This is a genomic window from Vagococcus zengguangii (assembly GCF_005145005.1).
Taxonomy (GTDB): Bacteria; Bacillota; Bacilli; order Lactobacillales; family Vagococcaceae; genus Vagococcus_A; species Vagococcus_A zengguangii.
In genome coordinates this window covers 1116571-1133442 of sequence record NZ_CP039712.1, presented here as the reverse complement: position 1 = coordinate 1133442, position 16872 = coordinate 1116571, and the positions used below count along the sequence as shown (strand labels likewise).

The window sequence follows — 16872 nt, the reverse complement described above, 5'->3', positions numbered from 1 at the left end:
CGCTACTAAGTTTCAGTTTCTACTGGTATTTCCTTGTTAGCCTCACGGGACTATCCTTAAAGGAATTAACTATTTAATTCTTACTCATCATAACTTTATTAATACCACTTTGCAACTATTTTTTTAGTAAACCATTTAACGTCTCTTCAAAAATTGCTGGCAGAGGAGCTTCAAACATTAATTCTTCGCTAGTACGAGGATGAGTAAAGCCTAAGACACCCGCATGTAGGAACTGGCCATTACCTTTTAAGGTTCCGCTTGGTCCATAAGTCGGATCACCTGCAATTGGATGATCAATATACTTCATGTGTACACGAATTTGATGGGTACGTCCTGTTTCTAATTGACATTCTACTAACGTAAAGCCTTGGTAACGCTCTAACACCGTAAAATGTGTCACAGCTTTTTTGCCTTCTTGGCGAACTGTATTGACCAAACGATTACTATGAGAACGCCCAATAGGCGCATCAATTGTTCCAGTTTCATGGGCAATTTCTCCATGAACTAGTGCTGTATACTTACGAACCACTGTTTTATCCATTAATTGCTCTTGCAATGCACGATGTGTTTCATCGTTTTTAGCGACCATTAACAAACCTGAAGTATCTTTGTCAATACGGTGGACTATGCCTGGACGAATGACATCGTTAATTCCTGATAAATCGTGATTGCGGAACAACAAGGCATTAACTAATGTTCCATCTGGATGACTCTTGGATGGATGAACTACCATGCCTTGGGGCTTATTAATTACCATTAAATCTTGATCTTCATATACAACGTCAAGTGGAATATCTTGTGCGATTAATTCTAACTCGACGATTTCTGGACGTTCGATGCGAATAACATCAGCATGCTTCACTTTATAGTTAGCAGGAGCCGCCTCACCGTTTACTAAGACGTGATTATTCTTTACCCAGTTTTGAATTTGAGAGCGTGAAAATTGGCTGAATTCAGCTGTTAACACTTTATCAAGCCTTCCCTTTTGCTCTTCAATAACTACTTCTAAAATTTCGTTCATAACTAACTCCTAATCTTCTTCTGCTACAAAAAACAGATAAATAAAAATACAAATTACACCAATTGTAATGCATACATCCGCCACATTAAAAATTGGGAAATTGAAAAACTCAATTTGAAACATATCAATCACATACTTTAGATGTAAACGATCAACAAAGTTACCGATTGCACCTGCTAGTACCATCGTTAACCCATACGTTAACCACTTAGAATCATTTCGATTTTTATAAATCATTGTCGATAATACGATGATAGCTACAATAGTAATCGTATAGAAGAACCACATCTTTCCTTCTAACATACTCCAAGCTGCCCCATCATTTTGTAAATAGGTTAATGAGATAATGGGATTATCAAAAATCGTTTCTCCTAAAGCAATGTTTTGAACCGTCCAAAACTTTACAATTTGATCAATTGCCACTAAGACAACGATCAACGCTAAATAAATCATTTAAATTCCTCACTTACTTATAAAAATGACCAAATGCTTCCCTTGGTCTAATAATCCCTATTAATTTACCATTAGGATTACCATCTTTAGTAATTAATAGTGCTTCTAATGTTGATTGTGTTAAAAACAAATGAACGACCTCATTTAAGGTTGTCGATTCTTTAACGAAACGATAATTTTGACTTTTACGGTCAGCTGCTAGCACATCTTTTGCCGTTTGACTGCTAACATCAATTGCCGTTTTATTGGCGTGTTTTGCTAACCAAATCCCTAATCCATGTGCCGTAATTAAACCTTCACAAACGCCACGGCTATTGTAGATTGGAAATTGTGAATACCCCTTTTCAGCTACAATGGTTAATAAATCTCCAAGTAATGTCGATTCATTAAAACCTGTTACAGTTTTTTCAAATAACGGGATTACCGTTTGTGGATGTAACAATGCTTCTTCTATTTCAATTATACGTTTAACTACCCATTCATTAGGTTCTGCAATCACGAAATCTGGAGCGATTTGATCATGAATAATGGCATTACGAAGTTGCGCCATTTGAATTAGGTCGTCACTATATTGCTCTAAAGGTAATTCTTTACGGCGAGATAATTGTCGTACAAGCTCAGTAAAGCCGATGTTCGTTTTATTGCCAAAAAGTTGACGCATCCATTTTTCAATCCGATTAAATGTTGCTAAAAACTGTTCAGAATTATTCATCATTGTTTACCTCTTCAACCTTACTTATTAAGTAAAACTTGTTCATAACAGCCATCCCAAAAATAGCATAAAAAATAATAATTAATATTGCTAATAACCATTGTTGAAATAAAACTGGGAAAATAAATAACAATGTAAAAATGGTCATATATGTTCTCATAATATTCGGATTTGAGGTGATTTCAAAAGTAGCTCCGTCATCTTCAGCAGAAAGTGTAACTTCATTACTTTTTAATAGTGAATATTTAGCTCTCAATACATCGCCCGGTTCGTATTCAATTTCTTTACTTTGATTATGAGCCAGCTTAGTATTAGAAGACTTATTTATTAAGATATCAAAGGGTGTACCCATTGCAAAAAATCCTGAATTTCGATTTAATTTAATTTTCATATTCGAACATCCTTTCAATCATTTTTATCTCACTAGATTACATTATAGCTTATATTAAGGTATTTTGTTAAATAAACTTAATTTTTTTTATAGATACTTCTTTGTTTGACCTTTTCTTTAAATAACCCTATAATAAAAGCGTATACAAAACTGAAAATTTGGAGGAATGTAAAATGGCTCACGGTATCGTCAAATGGTTCGATGAAAAAAAGGGGTATGGCTTTATTTCTTATGAAAATGAGGAAATCTTCGTACATTTTACTGGAATCCAACAAGATGGCTTCAAAAATTTAAAAGCCAATCAAGAAGTTGAGTTTGATATCATGGAAGGAAAGCGTGGTTTCCAAGCAACTAACGTTAAAATACAAACAAAAAGTGAAGGCTAGTGCCTTCACTTTTTTTGATAGCTTTCCTTACCTATTCGATTAATTCATTTATATTTAGTCCACTAATTTCGCCATTAAATGCTTCGTTGGCCGTCATAGTCTGAACAAAATATTGCAGGGACTTCTCTTTCATTAAGCAGATGATTTCATTGAATTCCCCGTCTGGTGTTTCTTGATATAGCGTAAAGCCTTTCGATCCTAATGAAATTTTATGAATTTTCTTGATTGGCACTCGCTTGTTTTTTTGAAAAATAGGTAGCCCTACACTAAATGTGATTTCTTGATCGTTAATGCAAAGACGTCTACTACTACCAATTAGAATCAAAAGTAAACCCAATAGTATGAACATAACGGCCATCCATGAAAATTTAATTTTTTCCAACGTAATTATGATGCCTCCTAAGAATAGGCATAAAGATAAAGACCAATAAATCACAGTATGTGCTATATCCGGTTGATAATAAAATTTAGTTAATTGTTTGTCTTTATTCATGTTGTTCAACACATCCATCAAATGATAGAATAATATTATCATATTTCATAGGTAGTATGATAGTCTAAGGAGTGATTTTTATGCTAAAAATTTACATTGATGCCTCAACGAAAGGTAATCCTGGTCCAAGTGGTCTTGGACTTCTCTATATTATTGATGATCAACAAGTGCAAATGGCCCTTCCTGCATCTGTCATGAGTAATCATGAAGCTGAATTTTTAGCCCTGCAAACAGCGCTAGAATTTGCTATTGAAAAAAACTGGCATCATCAAACGACTTATGTCTATTCTGATAGTAAGGTCGTTGTTCAAACAATTGATAAACAATACACGCATAATAAGATATTTAAACCATACTTAATTAAAATTGAGCACTTGTTACAAAAATTCCCAATAATTTTTATCCAATGGCTACCAGAGGCTAAAAATAAAGGGGCAGATAATCTTGCAAGACAAGGATTAGCTAAAAAACTAAAGCAAAAGGAACTGTTGTAATAATTTTTGCAACAGTTTTTTGTTTTATTTATAAATGAAGTGTGTTATAAATAATATATAGTTTCAAAAACTAAGTAAAGAGGTTTTGATAATTAATGGAAAACGATTACTATCAAGAAATACTTGAAATCAAGCTCCCAAGATGGGAACAATTACCAGACATCGACTTATATATGGAACAAGTTATTCAATTAGTTGAACGAACAACTCTTCCTTTCAAAGTGAACGATAGTAAGAATAAATTAATTACTTCAAGTATCGTTCATAACTATGTCAAGCATGACTATATTCTGGCCCCGGTTAAAAAAAAATACGACCGACGCCACTTAGCTCGTCTCATTATCATCACTATCTTAAAACAGTCCTTTGAGTTACCTACTATTCATCAAGGCATCTTAAAACAAATTGATCAAGGTGATTATCGTTTAGCGTATAATCAATTTTGTCAACAATTAGAGGATTCTATAGCTTCACTCGTCAGCATTGTAAACGATGGAAATATCATTATTAATCGTTGCGACGACAAATATTTGACAGTTCAGATGGCAACTATTACGTTGGCTTCAAAATTAATTACAGAAAAAACACTTAAATAAAAGGGGTTAATCATTATGTTGGAAAAAATAGCTGTGTTAGTCGATTCAGGAATGGACGTTCCTAAAAGTATTTTAGAAAAAGACGGTATCTATGTTGTGCCTTTAAATATTATCTATCCAGAGGGTACTTATATTGATAAAGAAACGATTACTTCTAAGGAAATTTACGAGCGTTTAAGCAAAGAAATCCCTTCAACTTCTCTTCCAAATGGAGAATCAATTGATAAGATATTTAATCAAATCATTGCTGACGGATACACACACTTAATTATCGCTACTATTTCAAGTGGTCTTAGCGGCACACACAACATTTTAAAATTAATGTCAAAAGATTATTCAGATTTAGTATGTGGATTTGTTGATACATTAAGTATAGGTATTGGAGGCGGTCTACAAGCCGTACATGTAAAAGAAATGATTGATAACGGCAACTCTTTCGAACAAGTCATTGCTAAATCACAAGAAAACGTACAAAATTCCCGTGTCTTCTTTAGCATTCCAACACTAGAGTACTTAAAAAAAGGTGGACGAATCGGTCTTGTTACATCGATTTTAGGGACAGCCTTAAACCTAAACCCTGTTATTTCTTGTAATGAAGAAGGTATTTATTACACGGTAACTAAAGCCCGTGGACGTAAAAAGAGCTTAGAAAAGTTACTTCAAGAAGTTGAAAAATTTGTCGGTAACCACAAATCGTATGATTTAGCAGTTGCTTACGGGAATTGTATCGAAGAAGCTGAACTTTTAAAAGAGGCCGTTGAAAAACGTTTCCCAAATATTCATCATATTTATTTAGATGAAGTTAGTCCAGCCCTTGGAGTCCATACCGGACCAGGCGTTTTAGGGATGGGTGTCATTAAACGATAGTCAAAAAGGAAGAGACCTATTGAAAATAGGCCCTTCCTTTTTTGCTATATTATGACAATGTTAGGCTTCACGCATAATTTTTTCTAACTTTTTGCCTTTTGCTAATTCATCGACTACTTTGTCTAAATAGCGAATATTTTGAGTCATGCTATCTTCTATTTCTTCTACTCGTTTACCACAGATTACACCAGTAATTAACGCACTGTTAGCATTAAAACTCGGTGCTTCATCGATTAATGTTTCCATGTCAACTTGACGTTCCATCTGTTGTATAAGCGCAGATTGATCGTAGCCTGTTAGCCACTCGATTATCTGTAATAATTCAGCCTCTGTTCGCCCTTTTTTCTCAACTTTTTGTACATACAATGGATAAACTGTCGCAAAATTTATGGTATAAATTCTTGGTTTTTTCATTAAGATGAACCCTCCTAAAAAATGTGGTTATGAATTTACTATATCATAACCACATTCTAAACGAATACTATTTAGATTAAGACACCAATACTTAAAGCAATTAATGACATAATAATTAATATAACTAATAATTTCGTCACGAACTTAAGCCACTTGTCAAAGCCGACTTGTACCAATGATAAAGAAACTAAGATTAAACCAGTCGGAGCAATTAATCCAATAATTCCTTGTCCCCAGTTATACGCATTAACAATCATACCTCGGTCAATCCCCACAACATCCGCCAATGGTGCCATAATTGGCATTGATAGAACCGCAAGTCCTGAAGATGATTGAATAAAGAAACCTAAGATAATATAAACAAAATATAACACGCAGATGAATAACACACTGTTCATCCCTGAAATTAGTTGACTGAATTTGTACATCACTGTATCGCTGACAAAGCTTGTTTCCATAACAATACTTACGGATCTAGCAACCCCAACAGTTAAGGCGACTCCTAGTAAATCACCCGCCCCCGCAACAAAACTACTTACATATTCCTTCTCACTTAATCCTACTACGAAAATTAAAATATAAACAAGCGCTAAAAATACCATTGAAATTTCAGTGAAATACCAACCTAATTGTTGAACACCATATATCATAATCACAAAACCTAGTGCAAAAATAATCAACGTTAATTTTTTACGAAAATCAAATTCAACGCTACTGCCGTCTTCATGTGATTTTAAAAACATTTCTTTTTGGCTTGCCATTTGATCCGCAATTATAGATTTTTCTGGATTCTTTCTAACTTTTTCAGCATAACGAATGGTATAGAGAATTGATACACCTACACATAATACCCACATCACAACACGCAATCCCATACCTTCACTAAAATTAATACCCGCTGAGTTTGATGCGATAACTGTTGAAAATGGATTGGTTGTTGAGATCATAGAACCAACCGCACTTCCTAAATAAATAGTCGCCACCGCTGTGATTGTATCGTAACCTGCTAATAAAAAAATAGGGACTAAAATAGGATAAAAAGCTACCGTTTCTTCAGCCAATCCAAATGTTGTACCCCCTAAAGCGACTAATGTGGTAATAATCACAATTAACCATTTTTGTTTACCATTCATTTTTTCAGCCAATCGCATCATTCCAGCATCCATTGCGCCTGTTGCGTTGACAATCCCTATAACACCACCCAATATCAGAATAAAGACGATAATATCTATACTATCAATTATCCCGTTAATTTGAGATTCTAAGAATTGTCTGATAGTTCCTGTTAACCCTCGTTTTTCTTTCTCAATTTCTTGGTAAGAATTTGGGATGGCTACAGGCTTATAAATAGTACCATCTGTAAATTTATCTAATTGGATAGTGATACCATATTTATCTAATGTAGCTTGAGTAGCTGGTTCAGGAACCTGTTGCTCATTAGCGTCAATAACCATAAACGTCTGAGTGTTCTCATCATAAGATAAGGTACTATATTTACCTGAAGGAATAAAAAACGTAAGCATTTGAACTAATAATAACACAATAATAATAACAGTATACGCCGTTGGAAATTCTCTTTTCTTTACTTTTTGAGACATAATCTCACTCCTTTATGTTTAAATATTCATTATTATATCACTCCCTTAAAATCAGATAACTAAGACTGTGACTGATTTTATTGTATTCTCATTATCTTCTCATGCAATATCGTTTTATAATGATTCATTTTCTTCTTAACTTAGAGACAAAACAAAAAAGAGATGACCGAAGTCATCTCTTTTCTAGTTATTATCTGTGATTTGATACGCAGCATAATACATGTTTTTAAGGAACTCAATTAAATAGGTAGGATTTAGACTTTCCCCTGTTGCTTGCTCGATCAACCAGTTTGGTTTTTTACTTGCACCATATTGATGAATATGGTGTTTATTCCATTCAATAATCGCTGAGTAATCATCACTTGCTAAAATAGCTTGAACATCTAAGTCTTTATTCATTGCATGCTCTAATTGGGCCGCGTACATATAACCCAGTGCATATGATGGGAAGTATCCAAAGCTTCCTCCTGACCAATGAGAATCTTGTAAGATACCCTCTAAGTCGTTTTCAGGACGAATCCCTAAATACTCTTCATATTTATCATTCCAGATTTTTGGCAAGTCCTCGATTGCTACCCCATCATTGAAAATCATTTTTTCGATTTCGTAACGGATAATGATATGAAGTGGATACGTTAAAGAATCCGCCTCAATTCTAATTAGACTTGCACGTGTTTGTTTTAGCCCACGATAGAATGTTTCAAATTCGATATCTTTAAACGTGTCACCCGTAATTTCTTGCAATACTGGATATTGACGTTTCCAGAAATTTTGACTACCAGCCATCACTAACTCATTAAACAATGACTGTGATTCGTGAATCCCCATTGATGCCCCATTTGCTAGTGGCGTGTAAGCAAACTCAGGATTAATATTTTGTTCATATAAACCATGTCCAGCTTCATGAATCGTTCCTAATATTGCCATTTGGAAGTCTTCCTCTGCCCAACGAGTGGTAATTCTGACATCGTTTTGATTTAGCGTTAACTCATATGGATGAATCGTATCATCTAAACGACCACGAGATAAGTCATAACCTAGATCAGCAATAACTTTTTCAGCAAACTCACGTTGTTCAGCTTTTGACACATGACGATATAAAAAGTTTGTTTGTGGTGTCTTGCCTTCTGCTTCGATTTTAGCTCTAATCTCCATGATTCCTTTACGAACCGTTGCAAAGACTTCATCCAATTTTTCAACCGTCATCCCTGGCTCATATTGATTTAGCAAAACATCATAAGGTGTCGCTTCATCTTTTTTCCACAAAGGAATAAATTGTTTCGTATAGTCAATTAAACGTGTCAACGAATCTTTAAAATCATTAAAGTCTTTTGTTTCACGTGATGTTACCCAATCAGCGTGGGCACTTGTTAAGGTTTTTTGAAAACCTAGGAAGCTTTCTTTGTCGATTTTGTAGTTCAAATCAAAGGCACGTTTAGCTACTTCATACGCACTTTGACCTAATTCGCTTAATTCTGACGTTTTATCTTCGAAGTATGTCATTAAATTAGTCATTTTTTCGCCAAAATTTAACTCATAAGACAAACCACTTAAATAAGCGATCATCTCACCACGTTGTTCATTCGCTTTGTCGGGCATGCCAGTGGTCATATCCCAATGCGCTAATCCCATCGTTTCGTTTAATAAAGAAATTTCTTTTAAATGTTCCAATAAATCTTGCTCAGTATACCCCATTTACGCCACTTCTTTCTTTACAAAATTAATTTGCTTCGGTTGTTTCAGGTCTTGGTTGTCTTGGTGGGCGTTTACCCCAATATTGGAATAAGTCGGTACGAATCGCCCCATTATATAATTTACGTTTTTTCGTTGCTTTTTCACCATAGAATTTCTCGAATTCTAAGTCACTTGTTAAAATGTATTTACTCCAAGTATCTAATGGACGGTAAACCTCTCCCATTTGTTTGTATAATTTACGAACTGACTCTTCTTCACCTAAACGTTCACCATAAGGCGGGTTAGCGATGATTACGCCATAATCTTTATCCGTCGTAAAGTCGCTTAATTGCATTTGTTTAAAGGTAATAGAATCTGATAGGCCAGCTTCTTCAGCATTTTTCTTGGCTAACGCCACCATGCGGCCATCAATATCACAACCTAAGATATCTAATTCAATATCGTAATCCGCTTTTGATTCAGCTTCGTCACGAACTTTATCAAAAATTGCAGGATCCACCCATGCCCATTCTTCACACGCAAAGTCACGATTGAAACCTGGGGCAATGTTATGACCGATTAAAGCCGCTTCAATACAAATAGTCCCTGAACCACATACTGGATCATAGAACGGACGGTCTTTACGCCATTTTGATAATTTGATTAAGGCAGCTGCCATATTTTCTTTTAATGGCGCTCCACCTTTGTCGATACGGTAACCACGTTTAAATAAACTTGGACCAGTAGTATCTAAGGTAATCGTTACTTTGTCTTTTAATAACGCAACTTCTAATTGATAAAGTGCGCCTGTCTCAGGTAAACGGCCATATCGGCTGTAGTAATCGCTTAGACGTTTTACTATCGCTTTTTTCGTAATGGCTTGGCAATCAGATACACTGAATAGCTTAGATTTAATTGATTTACCTGCAACTGGGAAATTAGCGTCCATTGGAAGTAACTCTTCCCAAGCAATGGCGTTGGTTTTGTCAAATAATTGTTCAAAAGTAGTTGCCTCGAATTCAGCTACGATAATTTTGACACGGTCAGCTGTTCTTAACCATAAGTTAGCAGTTGCGATAGTTTCAATATCACCGTAAAAAATTGCGCGTCCATTTTCGATTTCACAGTCAATCCCTAAATCACGCAATTCTTGGCCAACTAAAGCTTCAATTCCGCTTGCGGCTGTCGCCATTAATTTAAATTGTTTCATTGTATGTTACACTCCTAAAAAATAATAGTCTTGATTAATGTTAAAAAAAGCTTTCCATTGAAACCAACGGAAAGCTCCTCATCCTGTTTAATGTAGTTTTCTATAAGCCATGTTCTGTATTGGTTTTCCCAGGAACGAAAAACCAACGGTAATAATCTGTCTACAAAGATTACTTTGTTCCCTTTCTACGTTCAATTCCGTGAAAAGAATGCCCCGACCATAATTTGGGTTGCTCTCTCGAGGGGTTTACCCGTTCCACTGTTTGAATTTCTCCAAACACTTCGTCACTGTGGCACTTTCAAACTTACTCAAGCATAGTCCAAAGACCTTAGCTTTTTTAGTTGCCGTAACTCAATAAATGAGTCCCTTAGCTTATTTTTTCGCTAAGCACGAACACTACAAGCATCGCAGCTTGTGAGAGCATGGACTTTCCTCAACAATCAAAAGATTGCTGTAATTACCCGAAAACTACAAGTAAAACCTAACAATTAAAATTGTTTAGTTTGTTCTAAATCTTCTTGTACTGAAGAAGTTAACGGTGTCGTTTGTACATTTGTTTCTTTAACATCTTCCGTTACTTGTACTTGTGGTACTTCTTTTTCAGCTAATTTTTTACCAAACACTTCTTTTTCTAAATTTGATAAACGTTTAATGATATCAAAGTTAGTGACTGTAGTGGTTTGTTTTGGCGCATCTTGACGAATGCGTGATAGTGTTTCTGTACTACGTGTTAATTGATCAACTTTTGCCACTAGGCGTTCGTTTTCTTCACGCAACTCTAGAAGTTCACGATTATATTGCTCGTAATCTTTAATAATACTATCCAAATACTCGTCGACTTCGATTGGATCATAGCCGCGCATTTTTTGTTTAAATTCTTTTTGTAAAATGTCTTTAGCAGTTAAATGATAATTTCCCATTGATAGGCACCCCATTTATTTCTTTATGTCTAACTTAATAAGTAGTTCTCATGTAATCTTTCTTTACTCATTGTATCGAAAATACACGAGAAAATCAAACAATTATTCACTTTCTGCGGCATCTTGTAGTGAAAACATATCAATTAAATCAATTAGATACTCATTGTTATTAATAAAACGTTCTATTTCTTTCAAAAAGAACTCACTTTTACCCGGATAATCACGATCATAAACCAAAAGTGTCGCGTCGGTATGATCTAGAATAAAACGACTATGATTTTTTAATTGACTAGGATGTTGATAGGGCTCATGAGAAACACTATTCTGGTAATCAGCTAACTGTGACATCTGCATGAATTTATGTTGATTAGCTTCATTCCATTTTTTTTCAAAATCAGTATATGGCGTGATAAGTCCTAGTTTGAGATCATAACCTTCAGTTTTAAGTTCCCCTACTACTTCAGTTGCCCAAAATTCGCAACCTAAATTACCACTGACGATTACCCATTCCAAACCACTTTCACAATACATTATAAGTTGTTTCTTTAAAGCTTTTTTTATAATAGCTATTTTAGGGTCTTTATCTTTAAATATACCTAATTCAAACGTTCGGTAGCCCGATACATATAAAGTCTTAAGGTTTGTCACGTCATTCTTTCCTTTCTAAAACTTTTTTTGTTATAATACTTCTAGGAGTGTGATAAACATGGCTTTGAACTATCCTAATGGGCAACGCTATCAATCAGTTAAAGCCCCCCAGAATAAGAAAGTCTTACCAAAAACACAAAGCTTTGCTAATCGTGGCATGACCTTTGAACAGATGATTAATGAAAGTAACGACTATTACTTAGCAAAAGGTATTGCCGTCATTCATAAAAAACCCACACCTGTTCAAATTGTAAAAGTCGATTATCCAAAACGTAGTGCTGCTACAATCAAAGAAGCTTACTTCAAACAAGCTTCAACAACTGACTACAACGGTGTCTATCAAGGTAGATACTTAGATTTCGAAGCAAAGGAAACACGTAATAAAACATCCTTTCCTCTGTCAAATATCCACCAACATCAGATTGAGCACATGCAACAATGTCTGTCACAACAAGGGTTAGTCTTCCTTCTAGTTTATTTTAGCACACTAAAAGAGTGTTACCTACTAGAAGCACAAGATTTATTGGTCTGGTGGAACCAAAAAGAAACTGGAAAAAAATCTATTCCTTACAGTTATTTCCAAGAGCACGTGGCGCTAGTCCCTATTAGAATTTCACCACGTATCGCCTACTTAGAAATTATTGATAAGATGTTAGATAGGAGATTATAATGGAAAACAATCAACAAGTTAGTAGAACCTCGACTTATCACAAACAAACTAAAGGTCCTCAAAAAAATAAGCCGACTGCTCTTAAACGAACACTATTAAAAATGATCGGTATACTGGGATTAATCGGTTTTTTAGCCGGTCTTACAGGTATGGCATTGTTTGTCAATTACGCACGACAGGCCCCTATTTTAGATGAAAAAAAATTGGAAGGTATCAAGTCATCTGATTTATATGACATTAATAACGAAGTCTTTTATACACTTGGCTCCATGAAGCGAGAAGTCGCTTCTAGTGAAAATATTCCCATTGAATTAAAGAATGCGATTATTTCAATTGAAGACAAACGATTTGAAAAGCATATTGGCGTCGACCCTATTCGTATTTTTGGTGCATTACTTTCCAATATTACTGGATCTAGTTCCGGTCTACAAGGTGGAAGTACGTTAACTCAGCAATTGATTAAGCTATCGTTCTTTGACACTTCAGCAGCCAACCAGACAGTCGAAAGAAAAGCCCAAGAAGCCTGGATGTCTGTTCGTTTAGAACGTGAAAAGTCAAAAGACCAAATCATTACCTACTATATAAATAAAGTTTATATGTCAAACGGTGTTTACGGCATGAAAACTGCTGCCAAATATTACTATGACAAATCTCTAGATGAATTATCACTTGCTCAAACAGCTCTTTTTGCAGGTCTGCCTCAAGCACCATCAGAATATGATCCATATATTAACCCTGAAGGTGCTAAAAGAAGACGTGACTTAGTATTGCAACAGATGTATGAAGACAAAGTCATTTCAAAAAAAGATTACCAAAAAGCTGTAGATGAACCCATCGATAAAGATTTAATTAAGCACAGTGACAACTCAAAAGAACAACAAATCGTTGACAACTATGTGAGTGAAGTGATTAAAGAGGTGAAACAAAAAACCGATCGCGACATATACTCTGAAGGTCTAGATGTCTATACAAATATTGATTTAGAGGCACAAGAACAGCTATATAATATAGTCAATACAAATGAATACATTGACTTTACAAACGATGATTTACAAGTAGCAATTACAGTACTTGATCCTAATAACGGTAACATCGTTAGCCAAATTGGAAATCGTAAAGCACCAGAAGATGCTCAGTTAACACAAAACTTAGCCACTAGTGATGCCCGTGATTTTGCTTCCGCTATGAAGCCGTTAAATGACTATGCACCTGCAATTGAATATTTAAATTATTCAACTGGCAAGATAATCGTTGATGAACCGTATCAATATCCAGGGACAGATATTGATCTAATGAACTATGATAATCGTTATCGTGGCGCTCTTACAATGCGTGAAGCTTTAATAGACTCACGTAACGTTCCAGCAGCTAAAACAATCCGTGAAGTTGGCTTTGATAATGTGACAAAGTTCCAAAAGAAACTAAACATTTATAACGAAAATATTGGCGTTGTTGATTCCAGTGCAATTCATCAAGAAATCAGTTCATTAAAAATGGCTGCAGCATACGCGGCATTTGCCAATGGTGGTAAGTATTACCAACCAAGTTATGTTAACCGAATCGTCTTTAATGATGGATCAGAAGAAATGTACGAAGATAAAGGGACACGCGTCATGAAAGACTCAACGTCTTATATGATTACTGACATGTTAAAAGATGTTATCAACCGAGGAACTGGTCGTAACGCTCAAATTTACGGTATTTATCAAGCTGGTAAAACAGGGACATCTAACTATGATGAAGCCGATGAAGATAAAATCAAAGGTGATGGCGTTCCAAATATTAGTTTTGTTGGCTATACGAAAGAATATGTGATAGCAGTTTGGATTGGTTATGAAGACTTCTTCCAAGCGATTCCAGAGTCTGAACAAGGGATTGCAATGGCGATTTATCGTAATATGATGTCTTACTTAATGAACAATGTTCAATCATCTGATTGGGATATGCCTGACAGCGTCGTGAAATATGGTAGTGAGTTATTTGTCAAAGGATACACTTGGACACAACCAACTACCCCTTCATATAGTAGCGAACCAAGCTATACCCCAAGTAGTTCTAAAGAAAAGCCTGAGAGCTCTGTAGAATCAGAAGAGAAAAGCTCTGAGTCTGAGAAAGACTCCTCTAAATCTTCTGAAGAGAAACCAGAAAGCTCTATAGAATCAGAAGAAAAACCTGATAGTTCTGAAGAAAAGCCTCAAAGTTCAGAGCAACCACCCGCTAGTTCGGAAGAGCCTGCTCCTTCAACTGAGAAACCTGCTGAAACACAACCAAGTTCAGAAGAGAAACCTGCTGATGCAGCGAAAGCTGATGGTTCAAACCAAGATGACAAAGATTAAAAAAAGCAAGCGAGTAGTCGCTTGCTTTTTTTTAACTTCTACTATAAATTTTTTTGTCCTTCTGCGCACATATATAGTAATGGGCAGGCTTCACACTTCGGCTTTCTCGCAGTACAATGATAACGGCCAAAAAAGATTAATTGATGATGTGTTTTGGACCAACGTTCTTTGGGTATTTTTTTCATCAATGTCTCTTCTACTTCAGTGACATTTGCTGATTGTTTTACGATTCTTAAACGTTTAGAAACACGTTCAACATGTGTATCTACTGCAATAGCTGGAACTCCAAAAGCCGTACTTACAACGACATTTGCCGTTTTCTTCCCAACTCCTGGTAAACTAACTAGTTCTTTAATCGTTTTGGGAACTTCCCCAGCAAACTCAGCGACCAATTTTTGGCTACAGCCTTTAATATGTTTGGCTTTATTTCGATACAATCCGATTGTTTTAATCACTTCTTCTATTTCTGTTAATTCGCCTTCGGCCAAAGCTTGCGGCGTAGGAAATTTCTCAAATAAGTATGGCGTTACCTTGTTTACCGAAACATCGGTTGTTTGTGCACTCAAAATAACCGCAGTTAATAACTCAAAAGGATTTTTATGGACCAATTCACACTCTGCATCTGGATACATGGAAGCGATAAGATCGATTGCTTCCATCGTTTTAGCTTTAGAAAGCATAGTATATCCTACTTCCCTTCATTGTCAAGCCAGTTGAACAAAGGAATTTTAGGTTTGTTTTTTGCTTGTTCATTGGTAAATTCTGCTTTATCCTGGCTTCTCAATTGATTTTTTCGATGATTTAATTCATTTAAGACTTGTGCCTTGGAACGTAAATTTTTTCGTTCCCAACTTAGTAAAATACGATCAATATATTTAATATTATAAACTTGATTTAGAACTGCTTCTTTTAACGCTAGTTCTATAATTTCGACAGAATAATGATCATCATAAATCCAATAAGTAATGCTTTCACGTTCCATACTGGACAAATTCCTACCAAATTCTTGTTCAAACTTGTGCATTAACTGACGAATGTCTAATTGTGATTGTTCTACTTGATTTTTTTGATGAGCTGCTACTAACACTTCTTGTAATGTTGTATAGACAGTTGTCAAATCATAATAGTCTGTTTGCTTACCTGAAGAATCAGGCTGAGTTTCTAACTTAATAATTTTTTTATTAATCAATGTTTCAATTAAGCTATACGCTTCTTGCAATGTTATGCCCATACGACTTGCGATGACTGTCATATCCGGAAAACTCTTACCCTCTTTTTCATCCATCAATAATTGTAAATAAAGTATCATTTCTTGCTCACTCATACCTAATTGTCGGTAATAAGTCATAAGTAGGTTAGAAACTGACGTGCTTCCCGCCTGAATAAAACGTTGTAATTCTAACATTTTCCCACCCTTTTCTATGAAAACCAATTTAATACTTTAACATACCCTCTCACTAAATCTGCATAAAAGAAATTCCCACCGTTTTTATAAAGGTGGCCACCATTATAAAAAATAGCGTGCGGCATGCGATAAGTATACATTGTTAATTCTTCGTTTCCGAGATTTGGTGCAAGCACTTCTTTTGAATATTTTTCAGCAAGTTCAATCGATGTATTTTGACCTCTTTCACTTACATAGTAAATATAATTTAATCCAAAATTATACGCTTGAACACTGGTCCATAAATCGACATGTTCTGACTCACCTAACTCAATTGTTTCAGCTAGAAATGCAATACCTGCTTCCAAGCTCTCTTCTTCACTCTTAATATTCCCTGTGCTTCCGTAGCGACTTTCACTACTTTGCATAATATCCACATTATCCTTTTTGGATTCTGTCATAATTATAGCTTTTATGATATCTTGATACTGTTCTATTTCGTATTCTTTACTAATTCTTTCAATATCTGTATCCCATTTTGAAACAGCCGTTACTTTTTTCTTCATCTGAATCCCAAGAAAAATTACGATTGTAAGGCTACATAA

General features: G+C 35.2%; 20 protein-coding genes and 1 other RNA gene. 6 read left to right on the top strand and 15 right to left on the bottom strand.

Annotated features, from left to right (window positions below):
- Nucleotides 1-115: 115 nt before the first annotated feature.
- From FA707_RS05305 to FA707_RS05290, 4 genes are read right to left on the bottom strand one after another with little or no spacing between them, the layout of a single operon-like run.
- Complete coding sequence (locus FA707_RS05305) at nucleotides 116-1021, bottom strand: RluA family pseudouridine synthase (protein WP_136953247.1); 906 nt, start codon at nucleotides 1019-1021, stop codon at nucleotides 116-118.
- Nucleotides 1022-1030: 9 nt separating this feature from the next.
- Nucleotides 1031-1474, bottom strand: a complete 444-nt coding sequence (gene lspA / locus FA707_RS05300) for a signal peptidase II (protein ID WP_136953246.1) — start codon at nucleotides 1472-1474, stop codon at nucleotides 1031-1033.
- 13 nt (nucleotides 1475-1487) lie between these two features.
- On the bottom strand, nucleotides 1488-2186 hold the full coding sequence (locus tag FA707_RS05295) for a CBS domain-containing protein (protein WP_136954190.1): 699 nt from the start codon (nucleotides 2184-2186) through the stop codon (nucleotides 1488-1490).
- On the bottom strand, nucleotides 2179-2577 hold the full coding sequence (locus FA707_RS05290) for a hypothetical protein (RefSeq protein WP_136953245.1): 399 nt from the start codon (nucleotides 2575-2577) through the stop codon (nucleotides 2179-2181). The genes FA707_RS05295 and FA707_RS05290 overlap by 8 nt, the downstream gene beginning before the upstream one ends.
- 173 nt (nucleotides 2578-2750) lie before the next feature.
- Here FA707_RS05290 and FA707_RS05285 point away from each other — a divergent pair, with 173 nt between their 5' ends.
- Nucleotides 2751-2963, top strand: a complete 213-nt coding sequence (locus tag FA707_RS05285; protein ID WP_136953244.1) for a cold-shock protein — start codon at nucleotides 2751-2753, stop codon at nucleotides 2961-2963.
- A 31-nt stretch (nucleotides 2964-2994) separates the two neighbouring features.
- On the opposite strand, the gene FA707_RS05280 is transcribed toward FA707_RS05285, so the two are convergent.
- A complete protein-coding gene (locus FA707_RS05280) occupies nucleotides 2995-3456 on the bottom strand; it encodes an EbsA family protein (RefSeq protein ID WP_136953243.1) in 462 nt (153 codons plus the stop codon).
- 80 nt (nucleotides 3457-3536) lie between these two features.
- Here FA707_RS05280 and FA707_RS05275 point away from each other — a divergent pair, with 80 nt between their 5' ends.
- From FA707_RS05275 to FA707_RS05265, 3 genes are all read left to right on the top strand, one after another.
- Nucleotides 3537-3950: a ribonuclease HI family protein gene (locus FA707_RS05275; protein ID WP_136953242.1), complete on the top strand. Its 414-nt coding sequence runs from the start codon at nucleotides 3537-3539 to the stop codon at nucleotides 3948-3950.
- Nucleotides 3951-4045: 95 nt separating this feature from the next.
- Nucleotides 4046-4546 carry a DUF1836 domain-containing protein gene (locus FA707_RS05270; RefSeq protein ID WP_136953241.1) on the top strand — a complete coding sequence of 167 codons (501 nt, stop codon included), beginning with the start codon at nucleotides 4046-4048 and terminating at the stop codon, nucleotides 4544-4546.
- Between the two features lie 12 nt (nucleotides 4547-4558).
- Nucleotides 4559-5413, top strand: coding sequence for a DegV family protein (locus FA707_RS05265; RefSeq protein ID WP_136953240.1), 855 nt, complete (start codon nucleotides 4559-4561; stop codon nucleotides 5411-5413).
- A 60-nt stretch (nucleotides 5414-5473) separates the two neighbouring features.
- Here FA707_RS05265 and FA707_RS05260 read toward each other — a convergent pair whose 3' ends face one another.
- The 7 genes from FA707_RS05260 to FA707_RS05230 all read right to left on the bottom strand — a co-directional run bounded on the left by FA707_RS05260 (nucleotide 5474) and on the right by FA707_RS05230 (nucleotide 11877).
- Nucleotides 5474-5827 (bottom strand): DUF2200 domain-containing protein, encoded by a 354-nt coding sequence (locus FA707_RS05260; protein ID WP_136953239.1) that lies wholly within the window; start codon nucleotides 5825-5827, stop codon nucleotides 5474-5476.
- Nucleotides 5828-5898: 71 nt separating this feature from the next.
- Nucleotides 5899-7425, bottom strand: a complete 1527-nt coding sequence (locus FA707_RS05255) for a YfcC family protein (protein ID WP_136953238.1) — start codon at nucleotides 7423-7425, stop codon at nucleotides 5899-5901.
- Nucleotides 7426-7608: 183 nt separating this feature from the next.
- A complete protein-coding gene (locus tag FA707_RS05250; protein WP_136953237.1) occupies nucleotides 7609-9120 on the bottom strand; it encodes a carboxypeptidase M32 in 1512 nt (503 codons plus the stop codon).
- A 25-nt stretch (nucleotides 9121-9145) separates the two neighbouring features.
- On the bottom strand, nucleotides 9146-10309 hold the full coding sequence (locus FA707_RS05245; RefSeq protein ID WP_136953236.1) for a THUMP domain-containing class I SAM-dependent RNA methyltransferase: 1164 nt from the start codon (nucleotides 10307-10309) through the stop codon (nucleotides 9146-9148).
- A gap of 98 nt (nucleotides 10310-10407) precedes the next feature.
- An RNA gene (rnpB, locus tag FA707_RS05240) (RNase P RNA component class B) lies at nucleotides 10408-10778 on the bottom strand.
- A gap of 19 nt (nucleotides 10779-10797) precedes the next feature.
- A complete protein-coding gene (gene gpsB, locus FA707_RS05235; protein ID WP_136953235.1) occupies nucleotides 10798-11229 on the bottom strand; it encodes a cell division regulator GpsB in 432 nt (143 codons plus the stop codon).
- Between the two features lie 102 nt (nucleotides 11230-11331).
- Complete coding sequence (locus tag FA707_RS05230) at nucleotides 11332-11877, bottom strand: SLOG family protein (RefSeq protein ID WP_136953234.1); 546 nt, start codon at nucleotides 11875-11877, stop codon at nucleotides 11332-11334.
- Between the two features lie 58 nt (nucleotides 11878-11935).
- Between FA707_RS05230 and recU the strand changes: the two genes are divergently transcribed.
- Together recU and FA707_RS05220 are read left to right on the top strand one after the other, a co-directional pair.
- On the top strand, nucleotides 11936-12547 hold the full coding sequence (recU, locus tag FA707_RS05225) for a Holliday junction resolvase RecU (protein WP_136953233.1): 612 nt from the start codon (nucleotides 11936-11938) through the stop codon (nucleotides 12545-12547).
- Nucleotides 12547-14883: a PBP1A family penicillin-binding protein gene (locus tag FA707_RS05220; RefSeq protein ID WP_136953232.1), complete on the top strand. Its 2337-nt coding sequence runs from the start codon at nucleotides 12547-12549 to the stop codon at nucleotides 14881-14883. The genes recU and FA707_RS05220 overlap by 1 nt, the downstream gene beginning before the upstream one ends.
- Before the next feature lie 41 nt (nucleotides 14884-14924).
- Here the strand turns inward: FA707_RS05220 and nth are convergent, their stop codons facing one another.
- The 3 genes from nth to FA707_RS05205 are packed head-to-tail and all read right to left on the bottom strand — an operon-like array spanning nucleotide 14925 to nucleotide 16833.
- On the bottom strand, nucleotides 14925-15563 hold the full coding sequence (gene nth, locus FA707_RS05215; protein WP_136953231.1) for an endonuclease III: 639 nt from the start codon (nucleotides 15561-15563) through the stop codon (nucleotides 14925-14927).
- 8 nt (nucleotides 15564-15571) lie between these two features.
- On the bottom strand, nucleotides 15572-16288 hold the full coding sequence (locus FA707_RS05210; RefSeq protein WP_136953230.1) for a DnaD domain protein: 717 nt from the start codon (nucleotides 16286-16288) through the stop codon (nucleotides 15572-15574).
- 14 nt (nucleotides 16289-16302) lie between these two features.
- Complete coding sequence (locus FA707_RS05205; protein WP_168177357.1) at nucleotides 16303-16833, bottom strand: lysozyme family protein; 531 nt, start codon at nucleotides 16831-16833, stop codon at nucleotides 16303-16305.
- Between the last annotated feature and the right edge of the window lie 39 nt (nucleotides 16834-16872).

Bases quoted from the DNA above. Each gene is read 5' to 3' on its own strand.
- FA707_RS05305 (WP_136953247.1), bottom strand. From the start codon at position 1,021: ATGAACGAAATTTTAGAAGTAGTTATTGAAGAGCAAAAGGGAAGGCTT.
- lspA (WP_136953246.1), bottom strand. From the start codon at position 1,474: ATGATTTATTTAGCGTTGATCGTTGTCTTAGTGGCAATTGATCAAATT.
- FA707_RS05295 (WP_136954190.1), bottom strand. From the start codon at position 2,186: ATGAATAATTCTGAACAGTTTTTAGCAACATTTAATCGGATTGAAAAA.
- FA707_RS05290 (WP_136953245.1), bottom strand. From the start codon at position 2,577: ATGAAAATTAAATTAAATCGAAATTCAGGATTTTTTGCAATGGGTACA.
- FA707_RS05285 (WP_136953244.1), top strand. From the start codon at position 2,751: ATGGCTCACGGTATCGTCAAATGGTTCGATGAAAAAAAGGGGTATGGC.
- FA707_RS05280 (WP_136953243.1), bottom strand. From the start codon at position 3,456: ATGAATAAAGACAAACAATTAACTAAATTTTATTATCAACCGGATATA.
- FA707_RS05275 (WP_136953242.1), top strand. From the start codon at position 3,537: ATGCTAAAAATTTACATTGATGCCTCAACGAAAGGTAATCCTGGTCCA.
- FA707_RS05270 (WP_136953241.1), top strand. From the start codon at position 4,046: ATGGAAAACGATTACTATCAAGAAATACTTGAAATCAAGCTCCCAAGA.
- FA707_RS05260 (WP_136953239.1), bottom strand. From the start codon at position 5,827: ATGAAAAAACCAAGAATTTATACCATAAATTTTGCGACAGTTTATCCA.
- FA707_RS05255 (WP_136953238.1), bottom strand. From the start codon at position 7,425: ATGTCTCAAAAAGTAAAGAAAAGAGAATTTCCAACGGCGTATACTGTT.
- FA707_RS05250 (WP_136953237.1), bottom strand. From the start codon at position 9,120: ATGGGGTATACTGAGCAAGATTTATTGGAACATTTAAAAGAAATTTCT.
- FA707_RS05245 (WP_136953236.1), bottom strand. From the start codon at position 10,309: ATGAAACAATTTAAATTAATGGCGACAGCCGCAAGCGGAATTGAAGCT.
- gpsB (WP_136953235.1), bottom strand. From the start codon at position 11,229: ATGGGAAATTATCATTTAACTGCTAAAGACATTTTACAAAAAGAATTT.
- recU (WP_136953233.1), top strand. From the start codon at position 11,936: ATGGCTTTGAACTATCCTAATGGGCAACGCTATCAATCAGTTAAAGCC.
- FA707_RS05220 (WP_136953232.1), top strand. From the start codon at position 12,547: ATGGAAAACAATCAACAAGTTAGTAGAACCTCGACTTATCACAAACAA.
- nth (WP_136953231.1), bottom strand. From the start codon at position 15,563: ATGCTTTCTAAAGCTAAAACGATGGAAGCAATCGATCTTATCGCTTCC.
- FA707_RS05210 (WP_136953230.1), bottom strand. From the start codon at position 16,288: ATGTTAGAATTACAACGTTTTATTCAGGCGGGAAGCACGTCAGTTTCT.
- FA707_RS05205 (WP_168177357.1), bottom strand. From the start codon at position 16,833: ATGAAGAAAAAAGTAACGGCTGTTTCAAAATGGGATACAGATATTGAA.